This window comes from Paenibacillus sp. GM2FR, from assembly GCF_002803325.1.
GTDB classification, from domain to species: domain Bacteria; phylum Bacillota; class Bacilli; order Paenibacillales; family Paenibacillaceae; genus Paenibacillus_AQ; species Paenibacillus_AQ lautus.
Window position 1 is genome coordinate 287,524 of sequence record NZ_MKZM01000010.1, and the last position, 23,347, is coordinate 310,870.

A 23,347-nucleotide genomic window follows, 5' to 3' on the forward strand; every position below is an offset into this window, starting at 1 on the left:
CAGAGTGCGGCATGTGCGCATTCGGTTTCATAGCTGTGACCGCTCCTATTCAAGTGGAGCGGTCATTTTGCGTTAATCCATAAATCGGCGTTTTCGCATGACTGCTTTCCCGATCTTGGCAGAGATTCCACGTGAACTTGTCAGCAGCCAGCCTAATGCAATGCCGTATAGCAGATGACCTGCCAGCCAGAATAGAAGGGCAGCGAAGTCGGACAGCTCCGGTGTGCGAACGGACAAGACCGTAGTCGGATACAGGACAAGTCCTACGACCATACAGACCAGGGAGACCCAGGATAAACTTCGCCCGCGAGGCCAATTCTTCTGCTCCAGAAAGACGGCCAGAGCGATACTCAGCAGGACGGAGATGACGAGATGCAGCGCAAGCTCGATAGGTTCGGAGAGCTTCAGTTCCTTCAGGACAGGTACGTAATCAACGTTCAGCAGCAGCGTATAGACCTTCACCGAGGTGATGTGCTCGATCATTTTAAGGAACAGCCCGAGGAGAATGCCTGAGGCGATGCCTGCCCAGACCGGCCGGTTCAGCTTCCATGTACTCCACATGAGCGATATCCTCCTTTGCTGTTCATTGTATGATACTTGTCAATCAATGGGAAACCGAAATTCTCGCTTTACACCCATAGAACGCCATCGGCCTAGCCTGTTACCGGTTTTGTTTAGAAATTGTATAGTTCGGTCCTATACTCTAGTTCTATAGACTTATACAGCTGGAGTGATAGGATGACAGACGAGTATTTTGACGAAATGCGCAAGTTCGGCCATGAGGATGAGATGAGGTACCGGATATTGATGCGAGGGGTAAAGAACCTGTTGGAACAACGGAAACGTGAAAAATCCAAGCTGTTCAAAGGACTCCCGCATCGTCAGAGAAAAAGAGACCTGCGCCTAGGTAAATGGTCATGATGAATCGATAGCGGAGCAGTCGTGAGCAACAGCAGTAGAAGCATGGTGATCGTTACGTTTGAATACAGGGACCGCCTTCCACCATGGGGGCGTTTTTTTTTGCATATTTTTATGTCTTTCTATTCGCGTCGGCATTTGTTTTCAAAAATGATGGACGGGTTAAAGCAGATACGCTTACTCGTTTGTCTCTGCCATCCCGGCTGCCCCTCGTATCATGTTTTTGTGAAACCTGTTTTAGATCATAGCTCCATACTGTTAAGAAACGCCTAAATCAAAAAGGCCGGCTCCTGCCGCTTGAATGCGAAAGGGAGTCGGCTTAATTGCGCTTTATACTACACCGGTGCCAGTTCTGGGGCTGGAGTCGGCGTTGTTGGTTGTTTGGGTTTGGGTTCCGCCGATTCCAGCTTGACGGCTGAAGGCCGACGCATGCCCTTCCCGCGCGGGACGCACATCGGGGTCCCGTACAGTGGGTCCGGAATGATCTCACACGGCAGCTGGAACACGGTCTGCATCAGCTCGGAATCGATAATATCTCCCGGTTTGCCCTCTGCCTTGATGCTCCCGTCGCGAATGGCGACGATATGATCGGCATAACGGCAGGCCAGATTGATATCATGCAGCACCATGACGATGGTCCGTTGTTCTTGAACATTTAATTCATACAGCAGATCCAGTACTTCGATCTGGTGCGTCAAATCCAGATAGGTGGTCGGTTCATCGAGCAGAATGAGCGGCGTCTCTTGTGCCAGCGTCATCGCGATCCAAGCCCGCTGGCGCTGGCCGCCGGATAGCGAGTCAACCGTACGGTCAGCCAGTTCGGTCAAACCCGTGGATGTCAGGGCCGCCGTGACTGCTTCCTCATCCTCGCGTGACCATTGACGCAGCCAGCTCTGGTAGGGATAGCGCCCTTGCTTCACCAGCTGCATCACCGTCAGCCCTTCCGGAGCAGTTGGTCCTTGAGGCAAAATGGCGAGCTTACGCGCCACGTCTTTGGTGGACAAGCTTGCGATGTCGGCTCCGTTCAATACAACCGAGCCGCGCTGCGGTTTCAGCAGCCTGGCCATGGAGCGCAGCAAAGTGGACTTGCCGCAGCCGTTGCTGCCGATAAACACGGTGATTTTACCTATAGGCACGGTTAAATCCAGATTTTCGAATATAAAGTCTCCCCCATAGGACAGACCCAATCCCTTTGCTTCCAGCGTATTCATGACGCCAGCTCCTTTCGGTTCTAGAATCGATTGCGGTTACGATACAGCAAGTAGAGGAAGAACGGCGCGCCGATCGCGGCGGTGAATACACCTGCCGGAACGTCGCGCGGCAGAAATGCCGTCCGAGCTACCAAGTCCGCGACAAGGAGCAGAATCGCACCGATCAGTGCGCTGACCGGCAGGACGCTCCCGAAAGATGGACCCACCAGCCTGCGGGCCATATGCGGTGCCATCAGACCGATGAAGGCGATGGCGCCGCCGATCGAGATGGCTGCTCCGGCCAGGGCGACGCTGAGTCCGATCAGGATCAGCCGCTGTTTCTGAACCTGGGCGCCGGTGCTGCTTGCAACGTCGTCTCCCAAGGCTTGGATGTTCACATTCCGGGCCTGCAGCCAGGTAAGCGGTAGCAGTACAGCTACCCAAGGCAGCAGGGTCAATACATCCTTATCCCAGGACATGCCGTAAATGCTGCCTGCCATGAAGGTAAGGGAGCGGTCGGCCAACTGCAGCGGACCGGATATGATCAGCATGTAGGAGATCGATTTGATGGCGGCTGATACCCCGATCCCGATCAAGACGAGCCGTAGCGGCGATACGCCATTCTTCCACGCAAGCACATACAGCAGTCCGGTAATGAAAAAAGCACCAAGGATGGCGAATAGCGGCATCCAATGGATCGATACGGTGCCTGTGAATATGAAGATGAAGAGAACGGCTCCTAGCGATGCTCCCTCCGTTATGCCAATGACATCGGGGGAGGCCAGGGGGTTGCGGATGACGCCCTGCAGAATAGCCCCCGCCACCGCGAGAGCGGCTCCGATCAGCACGGCGATGATAATTCGGGGCAGCCTTAGCTGCATGACGATGACCTGCTCCATGGGCGGAGCATCGCCGAACAATGCTTTAATGACATGAAGCGGCGAAACAAACTGGCTTCCCGTTCCTGTGCTAAGAATCATGGCGGCGATGCAAAGCACGAATAGGATCAGGCATACCCATAGTGTTCTTCTCTCCAGCATAAACGATACTTTAGCGTTCCTGGAGCGGAATATGCGGTGTTTACTCATTGTGCTCGTCTTCCTTTCCTGGCTATGTACACGAAGAACGGCACGCCGATGATTGCAGTCATCACGCCGACCGGGACTTCCTTCGGCATGGCAATGTATCGGGAGCCGAGATCGGCCGTCACCAGCAGAAGTGCGCCAAGCACCGCGCTGTAAGGCAGAATCCAGCGATAATCATTTCCTATTAAATACCGAACGATATGCGGGATGATGATTCCGACAAATGCGATGGGTCCCGCAGCGGCAACGGAACCTCCGGCCAGCAAAATAACGGCCGCTGCCGCTAACAGCTTAATGAGGGCTGTTTTTTGCCCAAGGCTCTGGGCGATGTCGTCTCCCATGGAGAGGGCGTTCAGATGACGGCCCAGCAGGAGTGCAGCCAGCATGCCAACGGTCATGTACGGCCACACGGCTGCAAGTTGGTTCAAATCGCGTCCGGCTACCGAGCCGACCAGCCATACCAGGACCTGATCGAACATTTTGCCGTCGGAGAGCATTAATCCCTGTGTCAAGGAATGGAAGAAGGCGGCTATGGAGGCACCCGCGAGGGTGATTTTTACCGGCGTCATGCCGTCCCTGCCGATGCTGCCCAGGAAAAACACGATACCGCCGCTTACCGCGGCCCCGATCAGCGCGACCCAGGTAAGGGATTGGAGTCCGCTTATGCCCAGCCAACCCGCCGACATAATAATGAAGAAGGCCGCACCGGAGTTCACGCCCAGCGTGCTGGGGGATGCAATCGGATTGCGGGTGATAACCTGCATGAGCGCGCCCGCAACAGCCAGGCTTGCTCCTACGGCAAGCGCAATGAGCGCCCGGGGCAGTCTTGCTGTGAGAATGATCAGATGCTCGTTGCTCCCGTTGAAGTGAGTGAACGATTCCGATACCTGATGAAGAGGTATGTTTGTTACTCCGAATGCGATGCTGCACATAACGGCAGCAGCCAGCGCCAATAGCGATATGAATAGTCCGAATACGCGCATATATGCTCACTTTCTTAAGTCCATGAATAATTAAGTTCATATGAATTTTAGGTGAAGGGACCCCATCTGTCAATGATCTTGATAATCATTCTCATAAATATCTTGATATTTTTCATAAAACCCTTTATAGTTTTGAATCAGTGATTGATAATGATTTTCAAGTAGAGGGATATGACACAAGGGGGATTTAGATAGGTATGGGAAAAGGAATGGCAAATAAATCAACGAGAGGCCTCAAGTTTAGCTTGCTGGCTCTCATCATGATCGTGATCCTTGCCGGGTGCGGAGCAAGCCCAGCGAAAGAAAACGCAAACAGTACCGGCGGCGACACAACGAATGCTGCAGGTGGTAACAATGAAAGCGCAGCAAGCGAATCGTATGAAGTTACGCATGCGATGGGTACGGAAACGATCAAGGGAACGCCTCAAAAAGTGGTGGTTCTCACGAACGAAGGAACAGAGGCCCTTCTCGCATTGGGCGTGAAGCCTGTAGGTGCCGTTAGATCCTGGACAGGCGACCCATGGTATCCGCATATTAAAGACCAGATGGAAGGCGTTACCGTTGTAGGGGAAGAGAGCCAGCCGAACATCGAGCTAATCGCCGGCCTGCAGCCGGATCTGATTATTGGCAACAAAATGCGTCAGGAGAAAGTATATGAGCAATTGAAGGCGATCGCGCCGACTGTTTTTGCCGAGGATCTTCGCGGCGAGTGGCAGACCAATTTTGAGCTGTATGCCAAGGCACTGAACAAGGCATCTGAAGGCGAAGAGCTCCTGGCTGCATACGACAAGCGGATTCAGGATTTCAAAGAAAAGGCCGGAAGCAAGCTGGATGAGACCGTCTCCGTGGTCCGTTTCATGGCAGGCAAGACGCGCGTGTACCATACCAATACGTTCTCGGGCGTCATTTTCGAGAAAATCGGTATCGCCCGCAACGACATGACCAAGAACGCCAAGGACGATTTCGTTGACGAGATTACGAAGGAACGTTTGCCTGAGGCAGATGCCGACAGACTGTTCTACTTCACTTATGAAACCGGGGATGGCGGTGCCAACCAAACCGAGCAGGAATGGATCAACGATCCGCTGTGGAAAAACCTGAACGTCGTCAAGAACGGCCAAGCCCACAAAGTGGATGATGCCATCTGGAATACAGCAGGCGGCATCCTGGCAGCGAATCTGATGATTGACCAGCTGCAGGAGTTTTACGGCATTCAGTAATGAATGAATGAAAACGAATGCTGCATAGGAAAAAGCTAAAAAAGGAGTCACCCCTCAAGATCTGAGATCTTGAGGGATGACTCCTTTTTTGTGCATCGCCGCGTCGCCAGTACCGCCGCGTCGCCAGCATAGCTGCAAGGTAGCATCGCTGTGTAGCCGGTACGGCTGCGTTGGCAGCATAGCTGCACGGTAGCATCGCTGCGTCGCCGGTACGGCTGCGTTGGCAGCATATCTGCACGGTAGCATCGCTGTGTCGCTGGTATGTAACTGCATGCCACACTGTACGCCAGCACAGCATAACCAACTCCCCCTGCTTCTTGCCGCTACCCCTGACCTGTTAACGGACTCCAGTTCCCTTATTTTCTTAATTCGCACCCAATTGTTAAATCTAACGGACTCAGGATCCCTTATTACCGCAATAAGGTGCCTATTTGCCATCATATTCTATAAATAACGTATCTGGTGTCCGTTAGCTCTCGAAAATAACACCCATTCGGCTAAATAACGTATCCTCAGTCCGCTTGCCGCCCTCGAGCAGTAGCAACAAGGCCAGCAGTCGAACCAAGATGAGTAGTAGCAAACGAGCGCTAGAACCAAGATGAGTAGTCGCACCAAGATTAGCAGTCGCAACAAGATGACTAGTAGCAACAAGGCCAGCACTAGCACCAAGATAGTAGTAGCAAACGAGCAGCAGCACCAAGATGAGCAGCAGCAAAAAGATCACCTGTTAACGGACTCCAGTTCCCTTATTTTCTTAATTCGCACCCAATTCTAAATCTAACGGACTCAGGATCCCTTATTACCGCAATAAACTGCCTATTTGCCATCATATTCTATGAATAACGTATCTGGTGTCCGCTAGCTCTCAAAAATAACACCCATTCGGCTAAATAACGTATCCTCAGTCCGCTTGCCGCCCTCGAGCAGTAGCAAACAAGGCCAGCAGTCGCAACAAGATGAGTAGTAGCAACAAGGCCAGCACTAGCACCAAGATAGTAGTAGCAAACGAGCAGCAGCACCAAGATGAGCAGTAGCAAAAAGACCACCTGTTAACGGACTCCAGTTCCCTTATTTTCCTGATTCGCACCCAATTGTTAAATATAACGGACTCAGGATCCCTTATTACCGCAATAAGGTGCCTATTTGCCATCATATTCTATGAATAACGTATCTGGTGTCCGCTAGCTCTCGAAAATAACCCCGATTTGGCTAAATAACGTATCCTCAGTCCGCTTGTCCTCGAGCACTAGCACCAAGATCAGCACTAGCACCAAGATCAGTAGTAGCACCAAGATCAGCACTAGCACCAAGATCAGTAGTAGCACCAAGATCAGCACTAGCACCAAGATCAGCACTAGCACCAAGATCAGGACTAGCACCAAGATGAGTAGTAGCACCAAGATCAGCAGTAGCACCAAGATCAGCACTAGCACCAAGATCAGCAGTAGCACCAAGATCAGCAGTAGCACCAAGACCAGCAGTAGCACCAAGGCCAGCAGTAGCACCAAGGCCAGCACTAGCACCACGACGAGCAGTGGCCTCAGCTATCTACTCTGAGTTCCCCCGTTTTCTACCACTAAACCATAGCTACTTAAAATCATGCGGTTCTACATCGTTTTGGTTGGCAGCCATCCAAGCATCCCCGGGACCCGAATCCATCCACGAATCCATCCGTGCCCTCCCTGTAATGACGCCTTTGCTTCGCTTCCACCTTTTTACGAAATCTTCACCACAATGTCCGCTCCGGCAACATAGGCCATCGCCCGGATGTATTCCGGGTCTTGGGCTCGTCGTTCCATTTCCTCAGAAGTGAGGTCCTCCATTCGCGTCTGAATCCACCATAAGTTGCCGAACGGGTCCCGTACCCGTCCCACCCGGTCACCGAAGAACAAGCTTGTTGGCTCCGTGACCGAGACGGCTCCTGCGGCCAGCGCTTGCTGGTAGACGGCATCGCAATCCTCAACATATAAACGGAGGTATGCCGGGCTATCCGGCCATTCCGGCTTCGCGTCAAACATCATCACGACGGCGTCCCCGATTCGCACCTCGGCATGGCCGATGATACCATCGCCAACATAGACGCGGGCTAACTCTTCGGCTTGAAAAGCCTGCTGCAGGAATTCGATCAGCGCTGCGGAGTTTCTTGAGATGATCCACGGTGTCACGGAGGTATAGCCATCCGGAATGGGTTTAACCGCTTTCGATGGGTTCGTCATAAATACGCTCGCTCCCTTAAATTTCATTTATTTGAGCTGCTCTGATGTACTCATTATGCGGGGGCATATATGACAACCGAGCGTCAGTGTTCCCAAAACAAGTTTTGGGCATACGGCTTTTTAATTTAGCAAAATAACCACCGCCACCGTAGAACATTATGATCACCCGGTCATGTAAAGGTTTCAAGCGTGGAGTTCTGTCCGCGAACGGTTCACGTTTGACACGACCCACAAACCTATGTACAGTATTAGACAAAAGAATAGGAAGTCCACTAGGGGAGCCGTTAGCGGCTGAGACAAGAGCGTATCTTGGACCCTTTGAACCTGATCTAGTTCGTACTAGCGTAGGAAAGTGGAGCCTTCGTATATGAGGTCTCGGTGCGTTTTTTGGCGCACTCGGGCTTGTTGACGAAGCCGCTCCAGTTTTCGGGGGCGGCTTTTTAGCGTTGCCTGGAAACTCGTGACTTACGGACTTCCTGCTCTTCAATATGTTGGAGGTGGGGACAAAAATGAGTTTCACGCAAGAGCTCCGTCAGCAGGCGGAAGGTATTTTTCAAGCAATCTTCGATCATCCCTTCGTAAAAGGCATTGCCCAGGGGAATCTGGAGCGGGAGCAGTTGATTCACTATGTAAAACAGGATTTTGAGTATTTGAATGCCTACATGCGGATTTACGGTATCGCCATATCCAAATCGACCAGCAGGGAAGAGATCGTGACCTTTAACGAACAGATTTCGTTCATCCTGCACAGCGAGGTGCACCCGCATCAGAATTTTTGCACAGCCGCCGGGGTGACCTATGAAGAGCTTCAGGGGTATCCGCTTGCTCCGTCCGCGCATCATTATATCCGTCATATGCTGACGGTGGCGCATGAGGGCAGTCTGGGCGAGATTATGGCGGTACTGCTTCCTTGCCCGTGGACGTACCTGGAGATTGGCCGCAGGCTGCTGGATGAAGTGAAGCCGGATGCGTCCCATCCGTTCTATGACTGGATTTATTTCTACGGCAACCGGGGGGAAGACGCGACAGCCAAGTTCTGCAACCGTGTCGATGAATGGGCAGAGCGTGCGACGGCAGCCGAGCGGGAACGGATGACGGAGCATTTCATGCTGAGCTACCAACTGGAGTATATGTTCTGGGATATGGCATATAAGCAGGAGGAATGGCCGGTGCAGCTGCAGGCTGCGGTGCTGTAAGGAGAAACTGTATCAAGCACATAAATTCCATTATAGATAAGAGAGGCTGATTCATATGCATGCATGGGAAAAAGAGGTTTCGGCGCTTTTAACGAAGGTACAGCAGACGAGCCCCCTCGTTCACAATATGACAAACGTGGTGGTTACGAATTTTACGGCTAACGGCTTGTACGCGCTGGGCGCGTCGCCGGTCATGGCTTACGCGCCCGAGGAAGTGGCGGATATGGCCGCCATCGCGGGCGCACTCGTATTGAACATCGGCACGCTGAACCGCGAGCTGGTAGATGCGATGATAATAGCGGGGCAATCGGCCAATGCCCATGGCGTCCCGGTCCTGCTGGATCCGGTCGGTGCGGGCGCGACCCGTTTTCGGACGGAGTCGGCCTTGCGGATTCTGAGCGAGGTGAAGGTTTCGCTTGTGCGTGGAAACGCGGCTGAAGTCGCTCACCTTGTTGGGGAAGCCCGCGAGATCAAAGGCGTAGACGCTGGCATCAGCGCAGGCAGCAATCATGCCGAGCTGGCTGTGCGGGCTGCACGCGAATTAGGCACGATCGTGGCCATTACCGGTGAAGAGGACGTAATTACCGATGGAAGTGAAGTGCGTATCATTACTGGCGGTGACCCGCTGCTCACGAAGGTCACCGGCGCAGGGTGCCTGCTGACCTCGGTGCTGGGTGCCTTTGCCGCAGTGGAGGCAAACCTGCTGCTTGCGGGTACGGCGGGACTGGCCTTCTACGGGGCCGCGGCGGCAAAAGCCGCAGAGCGCACGGCAGACCAGGGACCGGGGAGCTTCCAGATCGCTTTCCTGGATGAGCTGGCAAAGCTCCATCCAGACTCGCTGGAAGGATATGCGGCTGTCCGGGAAGCAGAAGCGACCGCTGCAGGTGGCACACGATGAGCAAGACTCGCGTGCCCCGGGCACTGACGATTGCCGGGTCCGATAGCGGCGGAGGCGCCGGCATTCAGGCCGATCTGAAAACCTTCCAAGAGCTCGGCGTATACGGCATGTCGGCGATTACGGCGATCACGGTGCAGAATACCTTGGGGGTTCACGGCGTATATCCACTGCCCCCCGAAGCAGCCGCCGAGCAGATGGAAGCGGTAGGCCCGGACCTTGGAGTAGATGCATTGAAGACGGGCATGCTGTTCAACGCCGAGATCATTCGCCTGGTTGCTGACCGGATTCGGGCTTTTGGCTGGGAGAAGGTCGTTGTCGATCCTGTAATGATTGCCAAAGGCGGAGCGGAGCTGCTGCAAAGCGAAGCGGTGCAGGCTTTAAGAGAAGATTTGCTGCCGCTGGCCTTGATTGTCACCCCCAACATACCGGAGGCCGAAGTATTGGCGGGGATGCGTATCCGCACAATGGAAGATCGGAAGGAAGCAGCGAGGCGTATTCATGCTCTGGGGCCCAAGATCGTTGTGATCAAGGGCGGCCATGATGAGGGGATGCTTGTCGGTCATGAAGATGCGGATCACCAAAGAGACAGGGAACCAGATATAATGGCGGATACGCAGCAGGAAGAGTTGCCTAGGTCCGAATTAACGTCTGGCCAAACGAGAACTGCCAGCCATAACGGGGAGTTAAGTGAGGGACGCTCCCCAATTATCAAGAATGGCGACAGATTCGGAAATCCCGGCAGTCCTCCCGTCATGGACCTTGTATACGATGGTATGGCCTTCACGGAATTATACGGCAAACGAATTCATACCGTTCATACGCATGGTACCGGGTGCACTTTCTCTGCCGCCATCACCGCAGGCTTGGCCAAAGGCTTGAGCGCATTCGATGCCATTCAGAGCGGACGCTCTTTCATCCAAGCGGCCATTGAAGACGGCTTAAACCTGGGGCAAGGACACGGCCCCACGAATCATTGGGCGTATCGTCGCCGCCGTCAGGAGGTGCTGCGATGACGGGGAGAGTGACACCCGAAATGATGAGGCAGCATCTACGGATGTACCTCGTACTCGGCAGCGTGAACTGTATCGAAGAGCCAAGCCGAATTGTGCAGAAGGCACTGGCTGGCGGCGCGACCATGGTCCAGTTCCGCGAGAAGGGACATGGCGCGCTTGTTGGGGAGCCGATGGTCCAGCTGGCTCGCCGGATCCAGAATCAGTGCCGCCAAGCGAGCGTACCCTTCATCGTCAATGACGATGTGGAGCTGGCGCTGAAGCTGAACGCCGACGGTGTGCACATCGGCCAGGACGACGAATGCGCGGCTTCCGTACGGGAGCGGATCGGCAACCGGATTCTGGGTGTCTCCGCCCATACCGTGGAGGAAGCGAGGCGCGCCCTTCTCCATGGTGCCGATTATCTTGGCATCGGACCGATTTATCCAACCGTCTCGAAGGATGATGCCAAGGCTGCACAAGGCCCAGCGATTCTTCGTGAACTGCGCGAAGCTGGAATCCATCTGCCGATCGTAGGGATTGGCGGGATTACCGTGGAGCGCGTGGAGGAAGTCATGGAAGCGGGTGCAGATGGCGTCGCGGTGATCTCCGCCGTGACGGGAGCGGAGTCGGCGCGGGAGGCTGTGGAGGCTTTTATAGGAAAGATACGCCGTGCAACCAACGAATTACTTGAGATGTAAGAGGATTATATGCGGATTATGAACAAGGGTGCCGAAGCTTCTGCGGCACTCTTGTTTTGTTTACGTCAGATTTTAAATTACTGTATAGGCTCAGCTTTTCCGTCAACATGCCATTCTTTTCATCCATTTTCGTGTAACATCCTAGATCAGATTGCCATAAAGACCCGGATATGATATACGTAGGACAATGTACCTGCTCCACGATGAGTGAGCTCTCCAAATAAGTTGAATAGGAGATCGGAATGAATAATAGGCAAAAAGAGATATTTCGCAATTTGTTAATGGAACCGAACCGGCTGTGGCTCGTTCAGGATCTGGCGGATCAGACCGAGTGCTCGGAGAAGACGATCCGAAACGATCTGAAGGTGATTGAAGAATATATAGTTAAGCACTCCAGTGGCCATTTGGTGAAAAGGCCGGGACTTGGTATCTATCTGGAGATCGGAGAAGCGGATCAGGCTGATTTATTCCACCGCTTGTATTCCAACGAGAGTACCACCGAGGATGAATCTGATGAGGAAAGGGTGCTGCACCTGGCCTATCGGCTCTTAATGAACGCGAAGCCCGTAACCCTGCAGAACCTGGCTTCACCGTTTTACGTGAACAAGGCGATTATCCGTCGGGATATGGAAAAGATTGAGGGCTGGCTGCGCAGCTTTGATCTGAGCTTAATGACGAAGCAGCGTGTAGGCTTCATGATTGAGGGCTCGGAGAAGAACAAACGGATGGCGCTGGCGCGGTTGAACCAATTGATCAACCGTCCGGAGTTGACGGGACAGATGATGCGTAACCAGTATGAACCGCACGAGATTGCAACCGTATTCAATGAGTTGAAGGCGTTGCAAAAGCAGCATCAGCTTCGCTTCACCGATGAAACCTTTGAAAGCCTGATGCTGCATATTCTGCTCATGGTCAAACGGACCAAGCTGGGACAGCCGATTTCGCTCTCTGGGCAGGACATAGCCTTTTTGGAGAACAAAGCGGAATTTGCATGGGCGATAGACTTTTTGAAGAAGCTGCAAAAACTGTTCGCTGTCCCTTTTTCTAAGGAAGAAACCGCTTATCTAACCCTGCATCTGCTTGGCGGGAAGTTCCGATACACGCAGGAGGATGGAGGCGCCCGGCGGAGCGATCTAGCAGATAGCCACCCCCTGCTGTCCCAATTGGTTGAGCAATTGATTCGGCGGATGTCGGAGCTGAATATGATCCCTTTCTCCAAGGACCAGGTATTATTGAACGGGTTGAAAGTGCATTTGTACACAACCATGCACCGTCTTCATTATGGTCTGGCTGTGTCCAATCCGATGCTGGCTGAGATCAAAAAGATGTATCCCTATATGTTCGATCGGGTCATCATGGCATTGGAAGAGGTAGGGGGAGCGCTCCATCTGCACTTTCCCGAAGAAGAGGCTGCATATTTGACGCTGCACTTTCAGGCGTCTGTGGAACGGCTTCACCAGAATGAAAGCCATCCTCAAAAGGTCATTATTGTGTGTCACATGGGCGTCGGGATGTCCCAATTGCTTCTCGCGAAGGTGGAACGGAGATTCCCGTCCGTGCATGTAGAGACAACGATGTCCAAAGCGGAAGTTGATGATTATCTGGCAGCTCATGAGGTGGATCTTGTCATTACAACTGTTGATCTGCCCGAGCTAAAATCACCTTATATCCTCGTTTCCCCTCTGCTCGAGGCCAGTGACGAGCGGAAGCTGGAGCAAGCGATCCGGGGGCTCGATGAGCCGGACAGCAGGGCGGCTGAGGAATCGGTCTTTTTGAAATATACGACACCTTTTCTCGTCTTTCCTCAGCAGGAGGTAGAGCGTCCAGAACAGTTAATCGCCAAGTTTGCGCAAATGCTGGAGGACAAGGGGTATGTCGAGGCTGGGTACACGGAAAGTGTGCTGGTTCGTGAGAATATGTCTGCTACGACGATTGGGGGTGGCATTGCCATCCCTCATGGCAGCTCGGAGTGGATTAAACAGTCCTGTATCGTTGTTGTTACATTGAAGCAGCCGATTACCTGGGGAGCCGAGAAGGTAGAGCTTGTGTTCTTGCTCGCGGTTAAGCACGATGAGCGGGAAGAGATGAGGCAGCTGTTCAGGGAATTGTCACGGATCAGTGAGCAGCCGGCATTGGTCCGTGCGTTGTCTAAGGAGACGGACGTGATGCGATTGCTGAATACGTTAAAAGGGTAAAATTAGTAGTAGAAACCGTGATGATGAAGCAGGACGTATACGTCCTGCTTCATCATTTTTTTGGGGTTCCCGCAAAGTATTTGGAATAAGCATCGTAGCATAGGCCCACTTTGTGGGGATATTTTATTGCGAAATAAACCTATTTTTCCGGAAGTTCCGGTAAAAAGTTCATCCGATAACAGCGTTTTCAGCGTGTACACTATAAATGTAAGCGGGAACATGACAGCAAAGGAGAATGACAATCATGAAAATATTAGCGATTACTTCATGTCCTAACGGAATTGCACATACGTATATGGCTGCTGAGAATCTGCAGAAGGCAGGCGCGAAGCTGGGCGTTGAGTTGAAGATCGAGACCCAAGGCTCCATTGGCGTGGAGAATCAATTCACGGAGCAGGATATCCGTGAAGCCGATGGCATTATTATCGCAGCGGATAAGACGGTGGTAAAGGACCGGTTTGTTGGTAAAAAACTGCTTGTGGTTGGTGTGCAGGATGGCATCCGTCGTCCGGAAGAGCTGATCCAACGGATGATAAAAGGGGATGTGCCCGTCTATCAGGCACAGTCCAAGTCGGCTGAAGATATGACAGGAGAGAACAAACCTAAACAAAATCCGATCTACCGTCACTTGATGAACGGTGTATCCTATATGGTGCCGTTTATCGTGATCGGTGGACTGCTCATCGCAATCGCACTGACGATGGGCGGCGTGAAAACGCCGGGTGGGCTGGTTATACCGGAAGGTTCGATCTGGAAAACGATTGAGAGTATCGGTGCGGCTGCGTTTACCTTCATGGTTCCGATCCTTGCCGGATTTATCGCAATGAGTATTGCGGACAGGCCGGGTCTTGCACCAGGTATGGTCGGTGGGTTCATTGCTGCGAACGGCAGCTTTTATGGAAGTGAAGCGGGAGCTGGATTCATCGGGGGGATTATTGCCGGTTTCCTGGCAGGTTATGTTGCACTTGCTATTAAAAGGATCAAGGTTCCTCGGTCGTTGCAGCCGATTATGCCCATTATCGTTATCCCGGTACTGGCGTCACTAGTTGTAGGGTTAATCTTCGTCTTTGTGATTGGTGCTCCGGTTGCGAATCTGTTTGAAGCGTTAACCGTCTGGCTCGCGGGAATGCAGGGCACAAGTTCGATTCTATTGGCGCTTATTCTGGGCGCGATGATATCTTTTGACATGGGTGGTCCCGTGAATAAGGTTGCGTTCCTGTTCGGCTCGGCCATGATTGGTGAAGGGAATTATGTGATTATGGGCCAAATTGCCGTTGCCATCTGTGTTCCTCCGATTGCCATGGGACTGGCGGCCATGATGAACAAAAGGAAGTTTACACCTGCGGAACGTGAAGCTGGAAAAGCAACATTTACGATGGGATTGTTCGGTATTACCGAAGGAGCGATTCCATTCGCGGCACAAGATCCTCTACGCGTCATTCCGAGTATCATGGTCGGTTCCATGACGGGTTCAGTGATTGCCATGTTGGGCAGTGTCGGTGACAGCGTAGCCCATGGCGGTCCGATTGTAGCCGTTCTCGGTGCCGTGGATCATGTGTTGATGTTCTTCCTCGCTGTCATGGTCGGCGCAGCCGTATCGGTTATCATGGTGAGCCTGCTCAAGAAAGAGGTTGCAGCTGAGACTCCGGCAGTTGTTGGAGAAGGAGCCGAAGCGATAGAAAATCCTGCCGGAGCAGGTGAAGAGTTGGCAGTTAACGCAGCTGCACCCATAGCTGCGGACTTAACCGAAGTGGCTTCAACCGTGATCAATAACGGTACAGCAACGGAAACACCTGCTATCCGAGTTGAGAAATTGACGGATATTGTAACACCGGATCTCATTAATCTGAATCTGGTCGGAACGACACAGGATGCTGTTATCGACGAAATGATCAGTGTATTGGAGCGGAATGGTGCGGTAAGAGCTGACGGAGATTTTAAACAGGCCATATTAGCTAGGGAACAAGAAAGCTCCACAGGCATCGGCATGAATATTGCGATTCCTCACGGTAAATCGGATGCTGTCCTGAAACCAAGCGTGGTCTTTGGTATCCAGCAGGATGGTGTCGACTGGAAGAGTCTGGACGGGAGCGATGCCAAACTGATCTTCATGATTGCCGTGCCGCGTAATAGTAAACAGAATGCACATTTGAAAGTGCTGCAAATGTTGTCCCGCAAGCTGATGGATGATGATTTCAGAGAAGCGCTCTTGGCGGTGACAACGAAGGAAGAAGCCTATCAATTGCTGGATCAGGTGCATTAATTCTAGACGCTGAGTGACAGGGTTGTATATGAAGCCACTCCAATGAAGCCAGCCCCGCACAGAAATGAGCGGGGCTGGCTTCAATTTTGCGCGTGCTTGAACCGGAGTAGGCATATCGCTTTTCCATGATTTATTTGATGCCCATGCCTCTCATCTGATCTATTACTGGTGAAGTTTCGTTGTCATATTTTGCATAATGACAATGATATCCAAAATATGATAAAGTTTGTTCATTCCGTGTCCAATGGAATTTCGTCCGTTTGGAGTGGACACTAAACGAAAATAACATCTGTGGGTGATAGCAGCATGAACATGAAAAAACTCGGCTTACTGCCGAAAATCCTTATTGCCATTGCGCTAGGAATTGCGATCGGATCGTTCTCGCCGGGATGGCTGGTTGCCGGATTAGCTACCTTTAGCGGGTTGTTTGGAAACTTCCTTGGTTTTGCCATACCTTTAATTATCATTGGCTTCATTGCTCCCGGCATCGGGGAGCTGGGGAGAGGAGCCGGTCGCCTGCTAGGCGTGACCACGGGCCTTGCTTATCTCTCCACCATTATCGCGGGGCTGTTGGCGTTCTTGGCAGCGACACTATTGTATCCATATATGTTGGAGGTTGGTGGTCTGGTTAATTCCTACACCAATCCGGAAGAGGCGCTGCTGGAACCCTTTTTTAAAGTTGACATGCCGCCTGTATTCGGGGTGATGACTGCTCTGCTGCTTGCCTTTACGCTGGGGCTGGGAGCGGCTGTAATCCAGGGACAAGCCTTGCAGAAGGTCATGGTGGATTTCCGGGAGATTGTTGAGAAACTGATCGCCTCGATCATCATTCCGCTGCTGCCGTATCATATCCTCTGCGTGTTTGCCAACTTAACCTATGGCGGGCAAGTGACCATGATCCTGTCGGTATTCGCCAAAGTATTCATTATGATCATTGTCCTGCATGTGCTGTTCCTGATTATACAATACCTGGTTGCGGGTCAAGTCGCACACAAGAATCCGTTTGCCATGCTGAAGAACATGCTGCCAGCTTATTTTACGGCGATAGGCACGCAGTCTTCTGCCGCTGCCATTCCGGTTACGCTGCGCCAAACCAAGCTGAACGGAGTCAGTGGGAAGGTCGCTGATTTTGTCATCCCTCTGTGCGCAACCATACATCTATCCGGCAGCACGATTACGCTGGTAAGCTGCTCGATGGCCGTCATGCTGCTGACAGGGATGCCGACTTCCATCGGCATGATGTTCCCATTCATTCTGATGCTGGGCATTACGATGGTTGCTGCTCCCGGAGTTCCCGGAGGCGCCGTTATGGCAGCACTCGGATTGCTGGAGTCCATGCTGGGCTTCGATACGACACTGACGTCGCTTATGATCGCCCTCTATATTGCGCAAGACAGCTTCGGTACGGCTTGTAATGTAACCGGAGATGGAGCTATCGCCGTGATCACGGATCGCGTGAGCAAATCTGAGCCTGCGTAAATCATGTAAGCGCGGCTTACTACTTTGCATCGCGGACGGTCAGGATCCAGCAATCTATATGAGTTCAGGCAGAAGCCTGCCCATTTCCGAAAAGATGGGCAGGCTTCTTATTGATTTTTTCTGTACAATCGTACTAAAATGTAACCATGAATACTAAAAATAAAACGAATGACCAGAAGGAAATGTCGTTTATTGAGAAGGCCCGCCGTGCGCAGATCGTGGCATGTGCGATCGAAACCATTGCCGAGGTCGGTTATGCCCAAGCTTCGATAGGTCAAATCGCCAAGCGTGCCAACGTTAGCAAAGGGGTGATTTCCTATCATTTTGCCGGGAAGGATGAGCTCCTGGAGCAGGTGGTGACGGAGTATTATATCGCCTATGAGTCCTTTGTGCAGCCCATCCTGCGTGACGAAGCATCTCCGAAAAACAGGCTCAAGAAGTATATTGAAGCGAATGTGGAGTTTATCGCGGATCATCGGAAGATGGTTTTTGCCGTTGTGGAGATCGTGACGGGCATGAGGACGAAGGAGGGGAAGCCTCGGTTTTCGGCGGATACGGATGAAGGTGTGTTTCAACCGATTGAGGCGATTCTGCATGCAGGGGTGAAGGAAGGAACCTTTCGTGAATTCACCCCCTTATCTTCCCGAGTCATGGCTCTCGCTATCCGGCATGCCATCGATGGATTCAGCCTGGAATTGATGAGAAACCCCGATCTTCACGTAAAGGCTTATGTACAGGAGCTGATTACGATCTTTGATCACGCCACGCGCAAATAAGAACGCTCCCAAGGAGGAGAGAGCATGTTGATTTATTATGAGGTGGAATGCTTTTGCTGCAAGAAGACATTTCGGCTGTACGAAGGAAGCATAGGATATAAAAATTTCAAGGAAAACCGGAAAGGGAACTATTCCTGCGAGTCATGCAATCACAGCATACGGCTGGAGGCGATTTTTAATCTGCTTCGGAAATAAGAAGGAGGAAAATCAGAAGAATATAATAGAATAGGCTCGTGAACGATTTTGATGGGAGAGTTAGGGAACACCTACAGGTTAACGTACAGTGCGCAAGACTACCGAGTGTCGGCTGAAGCGGCACTCTTTTTTGCATGCTTTTGCAGATCTATGCAGGGTTAGGGAATTTTCGACGGAGTTGTTACTCCACATAAAGAGGACCTTGGAACCTTTTCCAGTTATTTGAAATGAAGTAGAATGACTATCTAACAAAATGACGAAGAGGTTGACGTATGTCCAAGATACTTGTACCTCCTGAGGTGCTGCTGGCAGTGTCGGATCAATTCGACAGGTCCTCTGATCAGCTGGAAGCGAACAAAAACACGCTGAATCAACGGATTCAGATGCTGGCGTCGTGTGTTGAAGATAAGGCAAACGCCTTGGTTGAAGATCCGATCGGAACCGGTAAACAGATGGCTTACGATGTTACAATAGGGACTGCCGAGGAGGTCTTGAATACGACCATATGGGGCGCCAAAATGGCATTTGACGTTGGCGACACCCGCGAGAAATTCGGTGAAAGGATACAGGCCGAGCAAGAGCGAATGAATGAGATGGGGAAGTCGGCCTATCTGGGGCAGCAGGGAGCCAAGGCCCTTTAGGCGCTTTTGCTCTTAACCACTATTTGATTACGCATCCCTAAAAATCCTCTTTTGATGATGCAGATCTTAGCTTTACTAACATATCTGGATCAGACTCGAGGCGAGCATCATTTCGAAGAGCAAATCTAAGCGCAAAGTTTATTAAAGGTGATTTAACAAAAGCCCTGCTTGATGGAGCACTTCTCTAAGGAACTGGCTTTGAAGAAGTTAGCGGAATTGATGAAGTGTCAGCCAAATTTTTGTTGGATCTGAAGAGAATCCAAGAAGGTTGGAAGGCGATGATATCAAACAATGGGTACTGGAGCTAGGGAGAAGGTAATATCTTCATCAGCGGAACAACAATTTTCTCTAAATATTGTTGCAGCTTTGGTTTATTTACATATTTTTGTGCATTATTTACTCTAGGAGAATATTACCTTAATATTTCCTGTTTACTATAATATAGAAACTTATATCCTTAGCGGATGATATTCTGAAATGATGATAACTAGGAGGAATAATTGTGAAGAAGCTACTAACAGGTATGATGGCAGCATCTATGATTTTCAATATAGGTGCTTTTTCAGGATCAGCTCAAGCAAAACTGGATGAACATCAATTTTCAAAAAATCCAGGTCTTACTTTTGATGTCATTAGTGACATTCAAGGGGATTACAATGACTTTAAGCATGTGCTTCACGATATGAAACAGGTAAACCCAACTTCAAAAGCATTAATCGTGAATGGTGATATTACAGACCGAGGGTGGGATTTTGAATATCAAGCCGTACAACAGGTGTTAGATCATAATCCTCATCCGGAAAATGTATGGTACAGCATAGGAAATCATGAGTTTTACAAACCAAAATGGGCAACACCGAACACATTAGCGCAAAACACGTGGCCAAATCATACGCCGGAGTCCGAAATGTTCCAAAACTTTTATAACTTTACTGGCGAGGAGAAAGTCTACCATAAAAAAGAGTTAGACGGATATCCGTTCCTTTTCTTAGGAACCGAAAAATATATGCACTACCATGATAAATCCTTGTGGGATGAGGTTTACCTTAGTGATGAGCAGCTTGATTGGTTAAAGCAGAATCTTGAAGAATATTCAAAGAACGATCCAAATAAACCCATCTTTCTGTTTAGTCATCATATTCTGAAGGATAGTATTTCAGGCTCCAATCAATCCCCTTATACAGGTGATTACTTAGACCAAGAAAAATTAGAAGCCATCTTAAAGGATTATCCGCAAGTCATTCTCTTTACAAGTCATAGTCACTGGGATCTGAATCTTCCGGATTGGGCAGGTAAAAAGGTAGTCGATGGTGGAGATAAGCGTGGTTTTACGGTTGTGAACACAGCTGGGATTCAAGCGGGCTGGGCATCGGCAGGGCCTAATGGTGGTGAAGTGTCGACGGGCAATGATTTTAAACAGGGCCTTCAGGTTGAAGTGAACGGAAATGATGTAGTAATAAAAGCGTATGATAATAAAACAGATAAAATCATTAAAGAGCTGGGTGTGCATCAGGGTACTGTTGCTCAATTACCACCTCATGTTGAAGCTGATGATAAGAAAAATGAGCTCATTGGTGCTACGCAATATATGGAATATTCTGTAAAAGGAAATGGTAATGGAAATGGGAAAAGTCGCTGGGTTGACTATGATCCGAAGAATCCTCCAAAATTTGAAGGAAACCAAAATGTATTCGTTCGCCATAAAGGTGAAATGAACCTGGAAGATGGATTATCTAAAAAGGTGACTTTCAAAAAATAATGTCTGAATAGAACAGAGTGTTGATTCAATTAACGCTCTGTTTTTTTGCGTGCACAAATTACGTTTTAGTTCAGGACCTCAAGCCTGGACAATGTTTTGGAAAATCTGATTCCATGCATAGTAGAGTTTGTTTTGATCAATCTTTTTTCAAAACAAGTTCATTTATCAATTCGGTAAACAAATAAAAAAACTCCCGTCTAATCAGGAGTTAGTTATATCGTTTTGAAATGCTGACCCAATAGATCTTATAGGAAGATAGATCTCGTTTGTAATGTTCATTTTTTATTTTCGATACAACTCTTTAAGGATGTTTAATCCTCTTAACTGGTTTTCTTCATCTTGCTGTAGTAGCAGCGAGTTAATTTCAAATATGACCTCATTATCTTTTTTACCTAATGACATAAAGTCAAAGAAGTCCAGATTAAGCGCTGTTGTAATTTTTTCGAGGGTTTGCACGGTGAAATTGCCTTCCCCTCTTTCCAGCCTGCCAATATAACTAAAAGAGGAACCAATTTTCTCGGCAAGCTCCTCTTGGGTTAGATCCTGACTTTTTCTAATTTCTCGAATGATAATGCCCAATCTCTCTGCAATCGATTTATCCATATATGATCGACTCCTCTTATAAGAAGTGTAGACAAAAGGTAGTTAATAATGGAGTCACTAAAAGATTCATTATGCATAAAATATTGTCCTTATAAGGTTTTTGTGATAAATTGTAAATATATTCAAATATAGTAGGATAGGATTAAAGGTACTTCCTAAACAAAGTGGTTTTGTCCGGGAAGCTAGCTTTATGCTTTAATTGACAGGCGTTAAATTAATCTATACTATTACTATTATTATATTGATGTACTAAATTATGGATGTTCCGAATGCGGATATTCTTATTGGAGGTTGTTGAATTGATACATACAACCACGATACGATCAGAATTGGATTTTCACCTGAAAAAGACGGGATTAACTATAAATCAATTTGCGGAACTATCAAAAATTAACTCAGGGACGTTAAGCACTATTATTAAAGGGATACGCCCCATTGCTATGCAGCAATTAGATCGAATGGTATCGGCCATGGGACTTCCCGAAGGCAGCTTTTACGAGCTGTATGCGGATGAATGTTTTGCTTATCCGCTGAATTGGAGAAGACTAAAGCCGTTTTTGTACCGCTGTGCCGAACTGGATAAGCTGAAATTAATTCAGAAGGTTGTTCGATACATGACGGATAACCTAGCTTATGTGCCACTTCTTTTTGACACAGCAGAGGATTTGTTTAATCAAGGCAAGTATTCAGCAGCCGCAATGATATACGAATCAGTAGCCGAAAGTGAGAAATATCAACATTCTGAACGGTTAGCTCTGTGCCATTATCGACTGTTTACAATCTCATTAGGTCATGATCAGGAAAAGAATCTTAGGGCAGCCACCAAATTTGAGGAATTCGTCGAGCGTTTAGATGAAGTGGATCAATTTGATGCGTTGAAGGATTTGGCTAATATTTATAGTTCTCTTCGATATTGGGATAAGGTTGAGGAAATTGCAGAAAAGATGGGACGAAAGGCAACTATCCAATATTCTTATAAATATGAACAGACCAAAAGTCATTGTCTCCAGAAGGAACCGAAACGTCCGCTGTTTCTATATATTATATACTCGTATTTATTACGTTCGGGTGTTTGTGATGAACGAGGAGATTATGAGCAGGCATTACGATATGTATTGCTATATTCAGAACTGAGTTGGGTCAAGGAGGATTCTGAAGAAGCTCATCGAATTAAAGAGCAATATAAAATGTGGGCTGTGGCAAATACATATCTATACCAACTGTTGTCAGGTAAGGTCGAGGTTCTGCCGGATTATGTGGCTTATATTGAATCCAAAGAAGACGAGATTCTTCCTGCTTTGACTAAAATTCTCCAGGCGGCTAATCAGTATCATTTTAACGTAGATTATATTTTGCAGAAATTTCAAAGCAAGATTTCTTCGTATACTGCGATAAAGGGACAGTCGCAAACGTACCACCATCAAGTGGGAGAAGATCGGTATACGCATTTTTTGATCGAACTTTCATCCTATTATCTGAACAGACAAAGGTACGAGGATGGTTTGACTTATTTATTAGATGGTTTGGCAGTAGCCATTGATATTCATAAAGATGACGCCATTCTGAAATGTGTTCAATCTTTTGAGCAGTTCAGACATGTTGCATCTGTGGAAATACAAAATAGATATAATATTCTAATCAGTGAGGTGAAAATAAAATGAAAAGAAAAATAGTGTTATTTTTGATTGCATTCTGTATGGTTATTTCTATTAATGTTCCTGTGCATGCTGATGATGATTCCACGCTGGCTGAACCACCGCTCGTTCAGCAATTTACACATGGTATTGGGGGATCTTAGATCTCTTATTTCAAAGGCTTATTCCAACTCGAAGTATGAGTAGGAATAGGCTTTTTTACATGCCCAGCAATATATTATGGATGGATATGCGCCTATAAAACCTACCTAACAACAAGCCCATAAGGTATAATCTGTGTACATATTGTAAGCGCTTTATAATTGAGTCAGGATTGTATCAGTGCTCAATACGCTGCCCTGAATAGTTCCGTGTTGCTGTGTCTTCATAATTCGGGCCAAGGGGG

General features: G+C 49.3%; 24 protein-coding genes, 1 pseudogene and 1 riboswitch. Of the genes and pseudogenes, 16 read left to right on the forward strand and 9 right to left on the reverse strand.

Annotated features, from left to right (window positions below):
* Positions 1-72: 72 nt before the first annotated feature.
* On the reverse strand, positions 73-561 hold the full coding sequence (locus PAEVO_RS26420; protein WP_100540476.1) for a hypothetical protein: 489 nt from the start codon (positions 559-561) through the stop codon (positions 73-75).
* A gap of 177 nt (positions 562-738) precedes the next feature.
* On the opposite strand from PAEVO_RS26420, the gene PAEVO_RS26425 reads away from it, so the two are divergent.
* Complete coding sequence (locus tag PAEVO_RS26425; protein ID WP_100540477.1) at positions 739-921, forward strand: hypothetical protein; 183 nt, start codon at positions 739-741, stop codon at positions 919-921.
* A gap of 332 nt (positions 922-1,253) precedes the next feature.
* On the opposite strand, the gene PAEVO_RS26430 is transcribed toward PAEVO_RS26425, so the two are convergent.
* From PAEVO_RS26430 to PAEVO_RS26440, 3 genes are read right to left on the reverse strand one after another with little or no spacing between them, the layout of a single operon-like run.
* Complete coding sequence (locus PAEVO_RS26430) at positions 1,254-2,129, reverse strand: ABC transporter ATP-binding protein (protein ID WP_100540478.1); 876 nt, start codon at positions 2,127-2,129, stop codon at positions 1,254-1,256.
* Between the two features lie 20 nt (positions 2,130-2,149).
* A complete protein-coding gene (locus PAEVO_RS26435) occupies positions 2,150-3,196 on the reverse strand; it encodes a FecCD family ABC transporter permease (RefSeq protein WP_100540479.1) in 1,047 nt (348 codons plus the stop codon).
* Entirely contained in the window at positions 3,193-4,176 is a 984-nt protein-coding gene (locus tag PAEVO_RS26440) for a FecCD family ABC transporter permease (protein WP_100540480.1), read from the reverse strand. The genes PAEVO_RS26435 and PAEVO_RS26440 overlap by 4 nt, the downstream gene beginning before the upstream one ends.
* Before the next feature lie 197 nt (positions 4,177-4,373).
* On the opposite strand from PAEVO_RS26440, the gene PAEVO_RS26445 reads away from it, so the two are divergent.
* Complete coding sequence (locus tag PAEVO_RS26445; protein ID WP_100540481.1) at positions 4,374-5,396, forward strand: ABC transporter substrate-binding protein; 1,023 nt, start codon at positions 4,374-4,376, stop codon at positions 5,394-5,396.
* Positions 5,397-5,450: 54 nt separating this feature from the next.
* On the opposite strand, the gene PAEVO_RS33575 is transcribed toward PAEVO_RS26445, so the two are convergent.
* The 4 genes from PAEVO_RS33575 to PAEVO_RS26460 form a co-directional block, all read right to left on the reverse strand.
* Positions 5,451-5,669: a hypothetical protein gene (locus PAEVO_RS33575; protein WP_133120359.1), complete on the reverse strand. Its 219-nt coding sequence runs from the start codon at positions 5,667-5,669 to the stop codon at positions 5,451-5,453.
* Between the two features lie 196 nt (positions 5,670-5,865).
* Positions 5,866-6,120: a hypothetical protein gene (locus PAEVO_RS26450; RefSeq protein WP_133120360.1), complete on the reverse strand. Its 255-nt coding sequence runs from the start codon at positions 6,118-6,120 to the stop codon at positions 5,866-5,868.
* A 457-nt stretch (positions 6,121-6,577) separates the two neighbouring features.
* Positions 6,578-6,796 (reverse strand): hypothetical protein, encoded by a 219-nt coding sequence (locus PAEVO_RS34135; RefSeq protein WP_207797537.1) that lies wholly within the window; start codon positions 6,794-6,796, stop codon positions 6,578-6,580.
* A 315-nt stretch (positions 6,797-7,111) separates the two neighbouring features.
* The gene (locus PAEVO_RS26460; RefSeq protein ID WP_165789763.1) at positions 7,112-7,612 is read right to left on the reverse strand and encodes a VOC family protein; all 501 of its coding nucleotides are present in this window, start codon (positions 7,610-7,612) and stop codon (positions 7,112-7,114) included.
* A 264-nt stretch (positions 7,613-7,876) separates the two neighbouring features.
* Positions 7,877-7,980, forward strand: a riboswitch (TPP riboswitch).
* A gap of 141 nt (positions 7,981-8,121) precedes the next feature.
* On the opposite strand from PAEVO_RS26460, the gene tenA reads away from it, so the two are divergent.
* The 12 genes and pseudogenes from tenA to PAEVO_RS26515 all read left to right on the forward strand — a co-directional run bounded on the left by tenA (position 8,122) and on the right by PAEVO_RS26515 (position 20,704).
* A complete protein-coding gene (gene tenA, locus PAEVO_RS26465) occupies positions 8,122-8,808 on the forward strand; it encodes a thiaminase II (RefSeq protein WP_100540484.1) in 687 nt (228 codons plus the stop codon).
* Positions 8,809-8,863: 55 nt separating this feature from the next.
* The gene (gene thiM / locus PAEVO_RS26470; RefSeq protein ID WP_100540485.1) at positions 8,864-9,706 is read left to right on the forward strand and encodes a hydroxyethylthiazole kinase; all 843 of its coding nucleotides are present in this window, start codon (positions 8,864-8,866) and stop codon (positions 9,704-9,706) included.
* Entirely contained in the window at positions 9,703-10,719 is a 1,017-nt protein-coding gene (thiD, locus tag PAEVO_RS26475; protein WP_100540486.1) for a bifunctional hydroxymethylpyrimidine kinase/phosphomethylpyrimidine kinase, read from the forward strand. The genes thiM and thiD overlap by 4 nt, the downstream gene beginning before the upstream one ends.
* Entirely contained in the window at positions 10,716-11,396 is a 681-nt protein-coding gene (gene thiE / locus PAEVO_RS26480) for a thiamine phosphate synthase (protein WP_100540487.1), read from the forward strand. Before thiD ends, thiE begins: the two co-directional genes overlap by 4 nt.
* Positions 11,397-11,638: 242 nt before the next feature.
* Entirely contained in the window at positions 11,639-13,591 is a 1,953-nt protein-coding gene (locus PAEVO_RS26485) for a BglG family transcription antiterminator (RefSeq protein ID WP_100540488.1), read from the forward strand.
* 244 nt (positions 13,592-13,835) lie between these two features.
* The gene (locus PAEVO_RS26490; RefSeq protein WP_100540489.1) at positions 13,836-15,854 is read left to right on the forward strand and encodes a fructose-specific PTS transporter subunit EIIC; all 2,019 of its coding nucleotides are present in this window, start codon (positions 13,836-13,838) and stop codon (positions 15,852-15,854) included.
* A gap of 312 nt (positions 15,855-16,166) precedes the next feature.
* The gene (locus PAEVO_RS26495) at positions 16,167-17,333 is read left to right on the forward strand and encodes a dicarboxylate/amino acid:cation symporter (RefSeq protein WP_100540841.1); all 1,167 of its coding nucleotides are present in this window, start codon (positions 16,167-16,169) and stop codon (positions 17,331-17,333) included.
* 146 nt (positions 17,334-17,479) lie between these two features.
* The gene (locus PAEVO_RS26500) at positions 17,480-18,109 is read left to right on the forward strand and encodes a TetR/AcrR family transcriptional regulator (protein WP_100540490.1); all 630 of its coding nucleotides are present in this window, start codon (positions 17,480-17,482) and stop codon (positions 18,107-18,109) included.
* Between the two features lie 24 nt (positions 18,110-18,133).
* Entirely contained in the window at positions 18,134-18,304 is a 171-nt protein-coding gene (locus tag PAEVO_RS33990; protein WP_165789753.1) for a hypothetical protein, read from the forward strand.
* Positions 18,305-18,576: 272 nt separating this feature from the next.
* Entirely contained in the window at positions 18,577-18,945 is a 369-nt protein-coding gene (locus PAEVO_RS26505) for a hypothetical protein (protein WP_100540491.1), read from the forward strand.
* Between the two features lie 56 nt (positions 18,946-19,001).
* Positions 19,002-19,133 (forward strand): annotated as a pseudogene (locus PAEVO_RS34950) (pentapeptide repeat-containing protein); the annotation flags it as partial.
* A 314-nt stretch (positions 19,134-19,447) separates the two neighbouring features.
* Positions 19,448-20,704, forward strand: coding sequence for a DUF4073 domain-containing protein (locus PAEVO_RS26515; protein ID WP_100540492.1), 1,257 nt, complete (start codon positions 19,448-19,450; stop codon positions 20,702-20,704).
* 282 nt (positions 20,705-20,986) lie between these two features.
* On the opposite strand, the gene PAEVO_RS26520 is transcribed toward PAEVO_RS26515, so the two are convergent.
* On the reverse strand, positions 20,987-21,307 hold the full coding sequence (locus PAEVO_RS26520; protein ID WP_100540493.1) for a helix-turn-helix domain-containing protein: 321 nt from the start codon (positions 21,305-21,307) through the stop codon (positions 20,987-20,989).
* Between the two features lie 299 nt (positions 21,308-21,606).
* On the opposite strand from PAEVO_RS26520, the gene PAEVO_RS26525 reads away from it, so the two are divergent.
* Positions 21,607-22,968 (forward strand): helix-turn-helix domain-containing protein, encoded by a 1,362-nt coding sequence (locus PAEVO_RS26525; protein ID WP_100540842.1) that lies wholly within the window; start codon positions 21,607-21,609, stop codon positions 22,966-22,968.
* Positions 22,965-23,105, forward strand: a complete 141-nt coding sequence (locus tag PAEVO_RS33995; protein ID WP_165789764.1) for a hypothetical protein — start codon at positions 22,965-22,967, stop codon at positions 23,103-23,105. The genes PAEVO_RS26525 and PAEVO_RS33995 overlap by 4 nt, the downstream gene beginning before the upstream one ends.
* The last annotated feature ends 242 nt before the right edge of the window (positions 23,106-23,347 follow it).